This is a genomic window from Xanthomonas vesicatoria ATCC 35937 (assembly GCF_001908725.1).
GTDB lineage: Bacteria > Pseudomonadota > Gammaproteobacteria > Xanthomonadales > Xanthomonadaceae > Xanthomonas > Xanthomonas vesicatoria.
This window is the reverse complement of the sequence record NZ_CP018725.1, coordinates 1,354,732-1,368,751: the sequence shown is the minus strand read 5'-3', so window position 1 is coordinate 1,368,751 and position 14,020 is coordinate 1,354,732. Positions and strand designations below refer to the sequence as shown.

At 64.7% G+C, this 14,020-nt stretch carries 11 protein-coding genes; 5 read left to right on the top strand and 6 right to left on the bottom strand.

Features of this window, described 5'->3' with window-relative positions:
• Window positions 1-14: 14 nt before the first annotated feature.
• From metX to BJD12_RS06035, 3 genes are read left to right on the top strand one after another with little or no spacing between them, the layout of a single operon-like run.
• Window positions 15-1,046 carry a homoserine O-succinyltransferase MetX gene (gene metX, locus BJD12_RS06045; RefSeq protein ID WP_005988543.1) on the top strand — a complete coding sequence of 344 codons (1,032 nt, stop codon included), beginning with the start codon at window positions 15-17 and terminating at the stop codon, window positions 1,044-1,046.
• Window positions 1,043-2,260, top strand: coding sequence for an O-succinylhomoserine (thiol)-lyase (locus tag BJD12_RS06040; RefSeq protein ID WP_005988542.1), 1,218 nt, complete (start codon window positions 1,043-1,045; stop codon window positions 2,258-2,260). The genes metX and BJD12_RS06040 overlap by 4 nt, the downstream gene beginning before the upstream one ends.
• On the top strand, window positions 2,257-3,345 hold the full coding sequence (locus BJD12_RS06035; RefSeq protein ID WP_005988540.1) for a homoserine dehydrogenase family protein: 1,089 nt from the start codon (window positions 2,257-2,259) through the stop codon (window positions 3,343-3,345). The genes BJD12_RS06040 and BJD12_RS06035 overlap by 4 nt, the downstream gene beginning before the upstream one ends.
• A 315-nt stretch (window positions 3,346-3,660) precedes the next feature.
• On the opposite strand, the gene BJD12_RS06030 is transcribed toward BJD12_RS06035, so the two are convergent.
• Window positions 3,661-4,668 (bottom strand): alpha/beta fold hydrolase, encoded by a 1,008-nt coding sequence (locus BJD12_RS06030; RefSeq protein ID WP_005988538.1) that lies wholly within the window; start codon window positions 4,666-4,668, stop codon window positions 3,661-3,663.
• A gap of 560 nt (window positions 4,669-5,228) precedes the next feature.
• Window positions 5,229-6,611, bottom strand: a complete 1,383-nt coding sequence (locus BJD12_RS06025) for an L-serine ammonia-lyase (RefSeq protein WP_005988536.1) — start codon at window positions 6,609-6,611, stop codon at window positions 5,229-5,231.
• 86 nt (window positions 6,612-6,697) lie between these two features.
• Here BJD12_RS06025 and BJD12_RS06020 point away from each other — a divergent pair, with 86 nt between their 5' ends.
• Window positions 6,698-6,931, top strand: a complete 234-nt coding sequence (locus BJD12_RS06020; RefSeq protein WP_005988534.1) for a glutaredoxin family protein — start codon at window positions 6,698-6,700, stop codon at window positions 6,929-6,931.
• Between the two features lie 795 nt (window positions 6,932-7,726).
• Here the strand turns inward: BJD12_RS06020 and BJD12_RS06010 are convergent.
• The 4 genes from BJD12_RS06010 to BJD12_RS05995 form a co-directional block, all read right to left on the bottom strand.
• Window positions 7,727-8,383 (bottom strand): cold shock domain-containing protein, encoded by a 657-nt coding sequence (locus BJD12_RS06010; RefSeq protein ID WP_074052492.1) that lies wholly within the window; start codon window positions 8,381-8,383, stop codon window positions 7,727-7,729.
• Between the two features lie 131 nt (window positions 8,384-8,514).
• Window positions 8,515-9,084 carry a YceI family protein gene (locus BJD12_RS06005; protein WP_005994429.1) on the bottom strand — a complete coding sequence of 190 codons (570 nt, stop codon included), beginning with the start codon at window positions 9,082-9,084 and terminating at the stop codon, window positions 8,515-8,517.
• 9 nt (window positions 9,085-9,093) lie between these two features.
• Window positions 9,094-9,657 (bottom strand): cytochrome b, encoded by a 564-nt coding sequence (locus BJD12_RS06000; protein WP_005994430.1) that lies wholly within the window; start codon window positions 9,655-9,657, stop codon window positions 9,094-9,096.
• Window positions 9,654-10,316: a YceI family protein gene (locus tag BJD12_RS05995; RefSeq protein ID WP_005994431.1), complete on the bottom strand. Its 663-nt coding sequence runs from the start codon at window positions 10,314-10,316 to the stop codon at window positions 9,654-9,656. Before BJD12_RS05995 ends, BJD12_RS06000 begins: the two co-directional genes overlap by 4 nt.
• A gap of 96 nt (window positions 10,317-10,412) precedes the next feature.
• Between BJD12_RS05995 and BJD12_RS05990 the strand changes: the two genes are divergently transcribed.
• Window positions 10,413-13,970 (top strand): hybrid sensor histidine kinase/response regulator, encoded by a 3,558-nt coding sequence (locus BJD12_RS05990; RefSeq protein ID WP_005994432.1) that lies wholly within the window; start codon window positions 10,413-10,415, stop codon window positions 13,968-13,970.
• Window positions 13,971-14,020 lie beyond the last annotated feature (50 nt).

Below are 14,020 nucleotides of genomic sequence, written 5' to 3'. Positions count from 1 at the left end.
CCCCGGATATCGCCATGAGCCTCGTGACTACAGCATCGCCAACGACAACCGATTATTCAGATCTTCCCGCCCGCGACTTCGACGGCGCCATCGCGTTGCGCGGCGACATCGCCGTGTCGCTGCCGATGCGCCATGCCGGCATGCGCGAGGTGCGCCTGCGCTACGAATTGCTCGGCGCTGCCAATGCGCCGGTGGTGTTCGTGGCGGGCGGCATCTCGGCCCATCGGCACCTTGCGGCGAATGCTGTTTTCCCTGAGAAGGGCTGGGTAGATGGCTTGGTCGGCGCGGGCCGTGCGCTCGACCCGGCATCGCGCCGGCTGTTGGCGATCGACTTTCTCGGCGCCGATGGCACGCTGGATGCGCCGATCGATACCGCTGATCAGGCCGATGCGATCGCCGCATTGCTGGATGCGCTGGGGATCGCGCGCCTGCACGGCTTTGTCGGCTATTCGTACGGCGCGCTGGTCGGGCTGCAATTCGCCACCCGCCATGCCGGCCGCGTCGGCACCTTGATTGCGGTGAGCGGGGCGCATCGCGCGCATCCGTATGCCGCGGCGTGGCGGGCGCTGCAGCGCCGCGCGGTGGCACTGGGCCAGCTGCAATGCGCAGAAAATCATGGGCTGGCGCTGGCACGGCAGTTCGCCATGCTGAGCTACCGCACGCCGGAAGAATTCAGTGAGCGCTTCGATGCGCCGCCGGAAGTGATCAACGGCCGCGTGCGTGTGGCCGCCGAAGACTATCTGGATGCCGCCGGTGCGCAATACGTGGCGCGTACGCCGGTGACCGCGTACCTGCGCCTGTCCGAATCCATCGACCTGCATCGCATCGACCCGGCGCTGGTCAAGGTGCCCACCGTGGTGGTGGCGGTGGAGGGTGATCGCCTGGTGCCACTGGCCGACATGGTCAGCCTGGTCGAAGGCTTGGGGCCGCGCGGCAGCCTGCGTGTGCTGCGTTCGCCGTACGGCCACGACGCTTTCCTGAAAGAAATCGATCGCATCGACGCGATCCTCACTACTGCCCTTCGCCTCACCGGAGAAACCGCATGAGCTATCGTGACCCCGCCGACGCCCCCTGTACCGCCGCCACTGCCGCCGTGCGCGCAGGCATCGACCGCGATACCGCCTACGGCGCGGTGACCCCGCCGATCGTGCTGTCGTCGAACTTTTCCTTCGACGGGTTCGGCAACAAGCGCCAATACGACTACACCCGCAGCGGCAATCCCACCCGCGATCTGCTCGGCGAGGCGTTGGCCGAACTGGAAGGCGGTGCAGGTGGCGTCATCACTTCCACCGGCATGGGCGCGATCAACCTGGTGCTTAACGCCGTGCTGCAGCCGGGCGATACGCTGGTGGTGCCGCACGATGCCTACGGCGGCAGCTGGCGGCTGTTCAATGCGCTGGCCAAGAAGGGCCATTTCGCGCTGATCACCGCCGACCTCACCGACCCGCGCTCGCTGGCCGATGCACTGGCGCAGTCGCCCAAGCTGGTGCTGATCGAAACCCCGTCCAATCCACTGCTGCGCATCACCGACCTGCGCTTTGTCATCGAAGCGGCGAAGAAAGTAGGTGCGTTGACCGTGGTCGATAACACCTTCCTGTCGCCAGCGCTGCAGAAGCCGCTGGAATTCGGCGCGGATCTGGTGCTGCATTCCACCACCAAGTACATCAACGGCCATAGCGATGTGGTGGGCGGCGCGGTGGTGGCGCGCGATGCGGAGCTGCATCAGCAGTTGGTGTGGTGGGCCAATGCGCTGGGCCTGACCGGCTCGCCGTTCGATGCCTTCCTCACCCTGCGTGGCCTGCGCACCCTGGATGCGCGCCTGCGTGTGCATCAGGAAAATGCCGATGCGATCGCCGCGCTGCTGGACGGGCATGCGGTGGTCAATCAGGTGTATTTCCCCGGGCTGGCGACCCATCCTGGCCATGCCTTGGCGGCGCGCCAGCAGAAGGGCTTCGGCGCGATGATGAGTTTCGAATTGAACGGTGGCGAAGCGGCGGTACGCGCCTTCGTCGATGGGTTGCGCTACTTCACGCTGGCCGAATCGCTGGGTGGCGTGGAAAGCCTGATCGCCCATCCGGCCTCGATGACGCATGCGGCGATGACCGCCGAAGCGCGTGCGGCGGCCGGCATTTCCGATGGATTGCTGCGCTTGTCGATCGGGATCGAATCGGCCGAAGACTTGCTGATCGACCTGCGCGCCGGGTTGGCGCGCGCCGAAGCGACCCTGACCACCACCAACCGCAAACAGGTCGACGCGTGAGCAGCGTGCAGCCTGTGTCGCGACAGGCGTCCGTGGCGACGGTCGCACCCACGCCACGTCTGGCGTTGCTGGGCACCGGCACCGTGGGCCGGGCTTTCGTGACGCGCTACACGGCGTTGCAGCAGCGTCAGCTGCGCTTGCCGCGTTTCGATTGGCTGGCCAATTCGCGGATCGCCCAGGATTGTGGCGTGAGCGCAGCGCAGGCGTTGCTGCAGGCCAACGCCGCGCCACGTGGTCAGGCGGTCTTGCAGCCGTGGGCCGAAACCGTGGCGCTGCGTGCGGGCGATGTGCTGGTGGATGCCACCGCCAGCGATGTGGTGGCCGATTGGCATGTGGAGTGGTTGGGCCGCGGCGTGCATGTGGTGACTGCCAACAAGCTGGGCCAGGGCACGGCGTTGTCGCGCGCGCAGGCACTGCTTGCCGCCCGCCACGCCACCGGCGCGTATTATGGCGATAGCGCCACCGTGGGCGCCGGGTTGCCGGTGTTGAGCAGCGTGCGCGCACTGGTGGCAGGTGGCGACCATATCCATTCGATCGAGGGTGTGCTGTCCGGATCGTTGGCATGGCTGTTTCATCGCTACGACGGCAGCGGCGCGTTTTCGCAGTGCGTGCGAGAGGCGGTGGCATCGGGTTACACCGAGCCGGACCCGCGGATCGACCTGTCCGGCGAAGATGTGCGGCGCAAGCTGTTGATCCTGGCGCGTGCGGCCGGCTGGCAACTGGAGGCCGAACAGGTGCACGTGCAGTCGCTGGTGCCTGCCAGCCTCACCGGCGTGCCCATCGATGCACTGGATGCACGCCTGGGCGAACTCGATGCCGCCGTGAGCGCGCGCTGGCAACAGGCACGCGCAGCCGGGCGGTGTCTGCGTTTTGTGGGCCGCGTGGACGCGCATGGTGCAAGCGTGGGTCTGCGTGAGCTGGCACTGGATCATCCCCTGGCTGGCGGCGCCGGAACCGACAACCGTGTCGCGATCAGCAGCGACCGTTACCGCGAGCAACCGTTGCTGATCCAGGGCCCGGGTGCCGGCGCGGAAGTGACGGCGGCCGCCTTGTTGGACGACGTGCTGCGGATCGTGGCAGGTTGATGCAATCGTTGGTCGGGAGATGCAGTGCATCTCCTGCAGGTGTACCGATGAGGTGTGCAGGCGTCTTGGTTGGTGGCCGTTAGGCCAACAGATCATCTGCGGGTTGCATGCGCTTTGCCGCGTTGTAATGTTGTCTGTGCACTAACGTGCCCGCTTACTCGCGTAACGGTTATTTGCCAATGAGGGTTGCGGACGATACTGCCGTTGCCTGTCGTGGTCATCTTCTCGCTCTGCGGATGGCCGCAACCGGGAATACCCGGCTGCGGTGCGCATGAGAAATAACGTTGGGCATCGCGTTGCCGTGCGCCGTTGCAGTTACTGCGCGATCGCCTTCAACAGTGCGGCATTGAACCGCGCCGGGTCCTGCACCTGCGGCGAGTGCCCCAGGTCGGCAAATTCGATCAAGGTCGCCTTCGGTATGGCCGCGGCTGCCTGCTTGCCCAGCTTGGCGTAGTCGCCGACGCGTGCCTTGACCTCCGGCGGTGCGGTGTCCTTGCCGATCGCGGTGCGGTCCTTGAGACCGATAAACAGCGTGGTCGGGACCGTCAGTTTGGGCAGCTCATACACGACCGGTTGGTTGAAGACCATGTCGTAGGTCAGCGCCTGATTCCAGGCGACCGCCTGCTTGCCGTTGCCCAGCGACATGCCGGCCTGCATGCGCGCCCAGCGTTCGAATTCAGGCTTCCATTGACCGGCGTAATACACGTCCATCTGATACTTCTTGATGCGCTCGAAACTGATCTTCAGCTCGTTGTCGTACCAGGCATCAACGCTGCGCCACGGAATGCCTTCGGCCTTCCAGTCTTCCAGGCCGATCGGGTCGACCAGCGCCAGATGCTCGGTGGCCTGTGGGTACATCAGCGCGTAGCGGATCGCGAGCATGCCGCCCATCGAATGGCCGACAACCACGGCGCGGTCGATACCCAGGTTTTTCAGCAATGCGTGGGTGTTGTCGGCCAACTGCGCAAACGAGAATTGGTAGGCGGCGGGTTTGCTGGATTTGCAGAAGCCCACCTGGTCCGGCACGATGACGCGGTAGCCGGCCTTGCTTAGCGCGGCGATGCTGGATTCCCAGGTGGCCGCGCAGAAATTCTTGCCATGCAGCAGCACGGCGGTGTGCCCGTTCGGTTTACCGGTGGGTGCGACATCCAGATATGCCATTTCCAACGGCTGCTGCTGCGAGGTGAGCGCGTAGGTCTTGACCGGGTAGGGGTAATCGAAGCCTTCCAGGCGCGGGCCATAGCTGGCCTCCTGGGCCATCAGCGGGCCGCAGGCCAGGGTGAGTCCGAGTGCGCAGGCGAGATGTCGCATCGTGTTCTCCATCCGGGATCTGTGCGGGAAGGCTACACGGCGCACCGTGGTGGAGGCGTGGATCCTGGCGGTTCCGCAGCGGGTGCGTTTTGTCGTGGGCGCTTAGGGTGCGTGCGGGTTGCCCCCATCCGCCCTTCGAGCAGTTTCTTGCTGAAGCGGGGGGAGTGAAGATGCCATCTTTCCGCTTTCAGCTGCTGCGGTTTTAGCGAACGACACTCGTTGCATCGCTACGTTTGGCGCTGCGAGTGAGGCATGCGCCGTGTCGCTGGCGTTCTCAGGGCAGGCTGGCGTGTCGTATGGCCTTCTGCAGGAAACGCAGTGTGACGTGGTGGCATTTTCCGCCAGGCGCGCTGGCAGTTTGCGTGATGCAGCAGCGGCGGTCGAACGGATGCATCAACCCGACGCTTGGCGGTGCGCGTTAGCCAGCGACCCATTGAGCCTGCGCTGGTTCCATTGCGCAGGCCGAGCATGCCGTACGCTCGCGCACTAGCGCAGAGTCCGCATTCCTCTCCTGTGCGCAAACGCATTCCAATCCTGTGCACGGACGGCGCATTGAAGTGCCATCGGCAGACTCAGCACTCGATGACGTTCACCGCCAGTCCGCCGCGGCTGGTTTCCTTGTACTTGTCCTGCATGTCGCGGCCGGTGTCGCGCATGGTCTTGATGACCTTGTCGAGCGAGACCTTGTGCTTGCCATCGCCGCGCATGGCCATGCGGCTGGCGTTGATGGCCTTGACCGCGCCCATGGCATTGCGTTCGATGCAGGGGATCTGCACCAGCCCGCCGATCGGGTCGCAGGTCAGTCCAAGGTTGTGTTCCATGCCGATTTCCGCGGCGTTTTCGATCTGGCCCGGGTTGCCGCCAAGCGCAGCAACCAGACCGCCGGCCGCCATCGAGCAGGCCACGCCCACTTCGCCCTGGCAACCGACTTCGGCACCGGAGATCGAGGCGTTCTCTTTGTAGAGAATGCCGATGGCCGCAGCGGTGAGCAGGAAGTCGAAGATGCGCTGCTCGGACGCGCCGGGGCAGAAGCGGTCGAAGTAATGCAGCACCGCCGGGATGATGCCGGCTGCGCCGTTGGTGGGTGCGGTGACCACGCGGCCGCCGGCTGCGTTTTCTTCGTTGACCGCCAGGGCATACAGGTTGACCCAGTCCAGCGTGGTCAGCGGGTCGCGCATGGCAGCTTCGGGTTTGGACGACAGTTCGCGATACAACGCCGGTGCACGCCGCGACACGTTCAAGCCGCCCGGCAATGTGCCTTCCTGGCGGATGCCGCGCTCCACGCAGGATTGCATCGCCGCCCATAGTTCGCGCAGGCCGTCGCGAATCTCGTCTTCGCTGCGCCAGCTTTTTTCGTTTTCGAACATCAGCGCGGCGATGCTCAAACCGCTGCGTGCGCATTGGGCCAACAGTTCGTCGCCACTGAGGAACGGGTAGGGCAGCGGTGTTTCGTCGGCCACGATGCGGTCGTCGGCGGCATCGTCCTGGTTGACCACGAAGCCGCCACCCACCGAGTAGTAATCGCGGGTGGCGATCACACCTTCGTCGGCATCGTAGGCAGTGAAGCGCATGCCGTTGGTGTGGTACGGCAGCTTCTGTCGCTTGTTCATCGGCAGGTCGCGCTTTTCGTCGAAGCCGATGGTGTGCTGGCCCATGAGGGTGATGCGCTTGCTGGAACGGATGCGCTCCAGCGTGGCGGGAATGATGTCCGGGTCGATCAGGTTGGGGCGGTGGCCTTCCAGGCCGAGCAGCACGGCCTTGTCGGTGCCATGGCCGCGGCCGGTCAGGGCCAGCGAGCCGAACACCTCGGCGCGGATGCGCACCACATCGGGCAGGCGGCCGGCGTCGAGCAGCCAGCGATGCACGAAGCGTTCTGCGGCGCGCATCGGCCCCACGGTATGGGAGGAACTCGGACCGATGCCGATCTTGAACAGGTCGAACGTGCTGACAGCCATGCTTGCCGAAGAGGTGAGCGTAAAGGCGGCTATTCTAGTCGCTCGATGATTGCGGCACGGCTGCAGCGCAGCATGAGACCTGTTCAATGGCCCTGACCCTGTACCAGCGCGACGATTGCCACCTGTGCGACCAGGCCGTGGAGGTGCTGGCACAGGCACGCGCCGGCGAGTTCAGCAGCGTGTTCATTGACGACGATTTGGCGCTAGAGTCCGCTTATGGTGAGCGTGTGCCGGTGTTGCGCGATGCGGATGGGCGCGAGTTGGGCTGGCCATTCGACAGCCGGCGTTTGTGCGAGTGGTTAAACGCCGGCTCGCGATGATGCGGCGTGCGCGCACTCTGTATGCGCCAGAGTTGGATTCCGAAAGGCTGAAAATGACTTCGCGCCGGTCTGGTGCAGAGCGGATGAACGTGGCCTTCGCTGCAGGGCGGACGATCTGCCACTTGGCTGCCGGGTCCTTGCCCGCCCACCATCGCGGGATACGCTGCAAGTACGTCTTTGTAAGCGCTTACGTGCATGCATGCCGCGTACGGTCCCGCGATGCTGGGCGGGCAAGGACCAATCGAGATGGTCGGTGTGCACGGTAAGAGCGGTGCCGGATGCGTCTCGTTCGATCACGAAGCATCGGTTGCACGTCTGACGCACGCCGCGCTACGGACAGCTTTTCAGAAGAGCGCCGACCAACTGTTTGGTGCGGTGTCCTCGCCGGTTGCTGGACCGTGTGGCGGCATGGATGCTGCCACCGAGCCCTCAGGGACGGGTTCACGGCGTGTCCCGCGAGCGGTGAGGGCGCCGCATCCTCGACGCTGTGAGTTTGCTGCACGGCCCTTGCCCGCCCACCATCGCGGGACACGATGCAAGTACGTCCCTGTAAGCTCTTACGCGGCAGCCATGCCGCGTAAGGTCCCGCGACGGTGAGCGGGCAAGGACCAGTCGAGTTGGTCGGTGCGCAAGGTAGGGCGCAGTGCTCGATACGCCTTGTTTCATCATGACGCATCGGCTCGATGTCTGATGGGCGCCGCACCCTCGACTCACTAAGCCTTGACCACATCCAACAAGATGCGGCTAACAGACCGCTCTGGTCGGCCGCCCGTTCAAGGTGTCAGCCGTATTGATTCAATGGCACCACTGCTGCTCGCAGGGCACGCCATCGTGGTCGCCGTCCATTGCGGTATTTGGGCAATGCTGCAACACGTAAGTAGCATCGTCGCAGGAGGTCATCTGCGAGCAATGCGTGCGCCCGCCACAGCTGTAGTGCGGTGTGGAAGCGGGCGTAGTGGACGTTTTGCTTGCCGATGCAGGTGCCGTTACTGCAGGCGAGCCCTGACCTGTCGCGCGGTCTGGAAGCGTCGTGGCTGCCGGTACTCGTGCCGGTGCCGGTACTGCTGGCGAATTTTCAGTGAGCCCAGCGTCTGGAGTGAGCGCGTCCCGGTTGAGATACGCATAGCCGCCAGCGCCTGCCACAAGCAAGAGCAGGATGACTTTGCCAAGCCCGAGGGCGCTAGTCGGCGATGGCGAACGCGCCGCTGCATACGCACGGCGTGGGCCACGCCCCGGTGCATGGGCTCCGCCGCGCATCACGCGCACGGCTTGCCGTCGCCCATCCTTGCCGGGTTCGATCTCGAAGGAAATCAGTTCGCCAATGCGTGGTGCGTCCGCGCTGCGTGGAAACGCGGAGATGTGTACAAACACCTCGTCCCCGGGCTGCGCCGGGGTGATGAAGCCGAAGCCACGATCGGCATTCCAGCGGGTCAACGTCCCGTGTGTACGCATTGCGGCATCCCTGAGTGGATGCCAAAGTCTAGCTGTCTCGCGGTGTCATACGGCCGCCGAGCATAAAAAAGCGGCGGACCCGACGAGGTAGTCCGCCGCTCAGTGGCCGCGTCCGGTTGCGGCCTGTGGCCTTACTTCGCCTTCAACACGACCTTGGTGCTGATCGCGGTTTCGTTGGGAATGGTCTTGGTGTCGGCCCAGTCGCCGCCGCCCACGCCGAAGTCCAGCCGCTTCACGACCGCCTTGCCCGCCAGCACCGGCTGCGCGCCCGGTGTCCAGGTGAAGGTCAGCGTGACCGGCTTGCTGACGCCGCGCAGTTCCAGGGTGCCGTCGGCCGCGTATTGATTTCCGCCCAGCGCACGGAACTTGTCGGCGCGATAGCGCGCGGTGGCGAACTTGGCGACATTGAAAAAGTCCGGGCCTTGCAGAGTCGAATCGCGGTCGTTGTTGCCGCTGATCGCACTCGCCAGCGGAATGCGCACATCGAGCTTGGCCGCTGCCGGATTGGCCGGGTCGAAACTCAGCGTGGTGTCGAAAGCGGGGAACTTGCCGGTGAACACTTCGCCGTCGTACTTGCTGGCAAATACCAGCGACGAGCCGGGCGCCTGGACGTAGTCGGCGGCCAGCACTGGCGCGGTGGCGAAGGTGGCGACCAGCGACGCGGCGACCAGAAGGGGAGAGGCGAACAACTTGGACGACATGGGAAATCCTTAAGGTTTGGAGGATAGCCAGCCGCGCGGCAACATCCGCGCCAGGGTGGCATCACGCTGGAAAAGGTGGTGGTACAGCGCCGCGCCGGCATGCGCCAGCACCACGGCAATCAATAACCAAAAGCCCCACTCGTGAATGGCGTGGGAGGTGGCGCGTAGCTGCTCGTCCGGGCCACTGAGCTTGGGCACCGCGATCAGGCCGAACCAGCGGAACGGGCGCAGGCCGCTGCTGGAGTCGTACAACCAGCCCGACAGCGGCATGGCGAAGATCATGGCGTACAGCAGCCAATGGGTCAGCCCGGCGATCCGTTCCTGCCAGCGCGGGGTGCCCGCCACCGGCGGCGGGGCGCCTGCGTACAGGCGCCACCCCAGCCGCGCGATCACCAGCGCCAGCACGGTCAGGCCTAGCGATTTGTGCGCGGTATAGACCCAGAAGTATTTCGGTGTCTTTGGCAATTCGCCCATGGTCAGGCCGACGATTCCCAGCACCAGAATCAGCAGCGCGATCAACCAATGCAGGGTCTGGCTGACACCGCCCCAGCGCTCGATGTTTTTCAGGCTCATGTTCCCGATTCCTGGTTGGCGGGCGCGTCAGTGGTAGCAGGTTCGGCCTGCGGCGGCATTGCATCATCATCGGCGCGGCCTTCGCGCACGGCTTCTGCTTCGATGCGCAATTCCACGGTGTCGCCGATCATCGATTTCCATGCATCGATCCCGAACTCCGCCCGGCTCAGCGTGGCGGTTGCCGAGAACCCGGCAGTGCGGCGAAACGGCGGCAGCGGGTGGCGCTTGAGCGCGTTGAGGGTGACCTCCAGCGTCACCGGCCGGGTGACGCCGTGCAGGGTCAGGTTGCCGCTGACCTTGGCATGGTTCTCGCCGCTGGCCTCCACGCGCGTGGAGACGAAATGCGCGTCGGGAAAGCGCTCGGCATCGAGTAGGTTGCGTGCCAGGGTGGCCTCGTTCCACTTGGCATCGCCCAGGTCGGCGCGGTGCAACGGCACAGTGACGTCCAGCCGTGCGGACGCCCAGTTGTCCGGGTCGAAGACCAGGCTGCCGGTACTGCCGGACACCGTGCCCAATGCCTTGGAAAAGCCGGCATGTTCGACCGCAAACAGCACCCGGGTGTGCACCGGATCCAGCGCATAGCGCACCGGTGCGGCGGAGGCGGCCAGGCTGGTCAATGCCAGGGCGGGAAGCAGCAGCAGGCGGGCGAGTGGCGTCATGGGCGGATTCTAGACACATCCCGGCGCTGCGCGCGCGGCTTGCACTTGCAACGATCCATTGCGAGCATGCCGGCTGGACGTGGAAAGGATTCCCGCATGCGCGGTCTGTTACTGGGGTTGCTCGTTGCGTTGATGGTGTTGCCGGCCCTGGCTGAGGTGCCTGCCATCCCGCGCTTTCGCATCGTGGGTGCCGCCGAAGGCCTGCCCTCGACCATGATTACCGCAATCGCACAGGATCGTGCGGGTTATTTGTGGATGACCACCACCGATGGCCTGGTTCGGTATGACGGCGCCGAGTTCAAGGTATGGCGTAACGATCCGACCGATCGCTATTCGCTGCGCAGCAATGCCCTGCAGGCGATGTATATCGACGACCAGGATCGTATCTGGCTGGCGCTGGCGGGTGCCGGGCTGGCAATGCTGAGCGCCGATCGCAGCAAATTCACGGCATATCTGCCCGGCGACGTTCCCGCGCTGTCGATGGGAGATATCTATGCCATTGCCGGCCGTGGCGATGAGATCTGGCTTGGCATGTCGACCGGAAATGTCTTGCGCCTGGACGCCAAGGGGAATTTCAGCTCACTCGATCTTGCCAGGATGGAAGACCCGCTAGACCCCAATCCGGTCTATGCCCTGGCCCTGGACGACCGTGAGCGCATGTGGATCGGGACACTCGGCGGTTTGGCGTACTTCGACGGGCTGGCCTTGCACCGTGTGCGACCGGATGGCGACGCCAGCGGCATCAATGCGCTGCAGTGGGTAGGGCAGCGGTTATGGACCTCCTCGGACACCGGGCTGCGATACATGGATGCCTCTGGTGGGTGGCATACGCCCACCTGGGCCTCGATGTTTGCGGCAGGCAATCGGGTCTGGACGGTGGCCGATGCCGGAGATGGTGAATTCTGGCTCGGCACCGAGCAAGGGCTATGGCACACCCGTGCCGGTCATCCACCCACGCCGGTCAACAATGGTGACGAACCGTTGGTTTCCAATCGTCATGTGACCACCATCTGGCGAAGTCCGCACGGAGGGATCTGGGTGCCCCTGCATGGCCGTGGGCTCGCCTACCTGCGCGAGGACTGGCGTCGCACGGCAGCCTTCAAGCAGGTGAACGATCAGGGCAAAGGCATCTCTTGCAGCCTCGCACCGGCCACTCGCTCTGGCGGCCTGTGGCAGTTCGACAGCAGTGGCAGGTTGCTGCGCTACGACACGTCGTCTGGCGCCTTGGTGCAGACCGGAGTGCAGCATCCTGATCTGCGTGAGATGGAAGTCGCATCCACGCTGGAAGACAGTCGCGGGCAGCTCTGGCTCGGTAACGCGCGGCATGTACTGTCGCGTCTGGACATGGCAACTGGGGAGCTGACGCATTTCACCGGGGATGGACCCGCCGAGGCGGTGCTGTGGATCGGGGAGCCTGGCGATGGCACCGTGTGGACTGCGTTCGAGCAAGTGATCCAGCGACGCGACCTAGCCACTGGGCGCGTCCTGGAGACGATCTCCCCAAACGAGCTGCATGGCCTGAAGGAGTTTCCGTACTACCAAATCAGCATGGGGCCGGATGGGCGCGTGTGGATCAGCGCCACCGGCGGCGTGTATGCCTGGCATGCCGACACGCATCGATTCATGCTGGTGCCCGGGCTGGATGTCGACTTTATCCAGCGCTTTGTCGTCAAAGATCGCAAACGTATCTGGCTTTACATGGCCGGTAGCATCGAGCGCTGGGAGCAACGTGATGGCGTCTGGAAACAGGTAAGCCGCATTCGCGCTGCCGAAGGATTTCCCGCCATGGACGCTTACGGCCTCGAGCTGGATGCGCTTGGTCGTGTGTGGATGTCCGGCCCGCGTGGCCTATGGCGCATCGATCCACGGACAACGCCTGCAAAGATCCGCAGTTTCAGTGCGCGTGATGGGTTGACCAGCCAGGAGTTCAGTAGGCACTGTCTGCTGATGTCCAACAACGGTGTGTTGGTGGGTGGGACCGCCGATGGATTCACGCTGCTGATCGATACCAACGCGCCGGACGTTCCCTCGTTTACCCCGCAGATGCGGCTGGAAGCGGTGAGCGTCCAGCACGGCGATCGACGTCGCGCATTGCCGATCGGCGGTGGCTTTTCGCTGGTGCCGAGCGATCGCCAGTTGCGCATCAATATGCGGCTGCTGTCTTTCATCGACCCGATGGCGAACCGTTATCGCACGCGATTGAAAGGCTTTGACAACGATTGGGTCGAGCATGGCGCTGCGGGCATGCGCGAATTTTCATCGCTGCCGCCGGGCAATTATGTGCTTGAGATGCAGGGTGTCGATCCGCTCGGCAATGCTTCGCAGGTGCAATCGTTGCAGTTTTCGGTGCTGCCACCCTGGTGGCGTAGCGATGTCGGCATTGCGTTGATCTGCATGATCGGCCTGCTGCTCAGCGCGTTGCTTGCCGCAGCCTACCGGCATCGCGTACGCATGCGCGCGCAATGGCAAGTGGCACAGCATAAGCGCGAGTTGGCCGAGCAGGCATCGTTGGCCAAGACGCGTTTTCTGGCGACGTTGGGGCATGAGGTGCGCACGCCAATGACCGGTGTGCTGGGAATGAGCGAGTTGCTGCTGCAGACATCGCTGGATGCGCGCCAGCAAGGCTATGCGAGCGCGATCCAGTCGGCCGGCAAGCACTTGCTGCGTTTGGTCAACGATGCACTGGATTTGGCGCGGATCGAAGCCGGCAAGCTGCCGCTGGACAATCGCGATTTCGATCTGCGCCTGCTGATCGGGCAGGCGGTTGAATTGGTCCGTCCCAGCGCCGAGCAGAAGCAGCTGGCGTTCGAGTGCGCACTGGATGACGCGCTGCCGCCGGCACTGCATGGCGATGCCAGCCGGGTGCAGCAGATCCTGCTCAATCTACTCTTCAATGCGGTCAAGTTCACCGAGCGCGGTGGCGTGCAATTACGCGTGTCGGCGTTGCCGCAGAGCCCTGCACAAGGCATTCGGGTGGAGGTGTGCGACACCGGTCCCGGTATGAGCGCCGAGCAACGTGGGCGGCTGTTCCAGCGCTTCGAACAGGCCGAAGGCGCGCTGACCCTGGCCCGGCATGGCGGCAGTGGATTGGGCCTGGCGATCTGCCGCGAGCTCGCCGCGGCAATGGGCGGCGCGGTGAGCGTGGACAGTGAACTGGGGCAGGGCGCGTGCTTTGTGGTGGAGCTGCCGCTGCGTTGGGTGACGACGTTGCCTGCAGCAGCACCGGCTCCGGCACGCGCCGTCGCTGCCCGGGATCAAGCGCCGCTGCAGTTGCTGCTGGTGGAAGATGACCCGACCGTGGCGCAGGTGATCGTGGGGCTGCTGCAGACACGCGGGCACCAGGTTACCCATGTCTTGCACGGGTTGGCCGCCTTGGCAGAGGTGAGCACGCGTCGCTTCGACGCCGGGTTGTGCGACCTGGATCTGCCTGGCCTCGACGGCGCCGCGTTAGTGGCACAAATGCGCGCACGCGGAGTGCGCTTCCCGATCGTGGCGGTAACTGCACGGGCCGATGCCGATGCCGAGCCGCAGGCCATGGTGGCGGGCTGCAATGGGTTCCTGCGCAAGCCGGTTACCGGCGAGCTGTTGGCGAGCGCCCTGGCACGTGTGCTTGCCGACGCTGCGGACTCGCCCGGTGACAGCGCCGTCGGCTAGAACCAGTGTGGTGGAGCAGGTACAGTGCAGTGCGACTGGGGAGTGCGTGC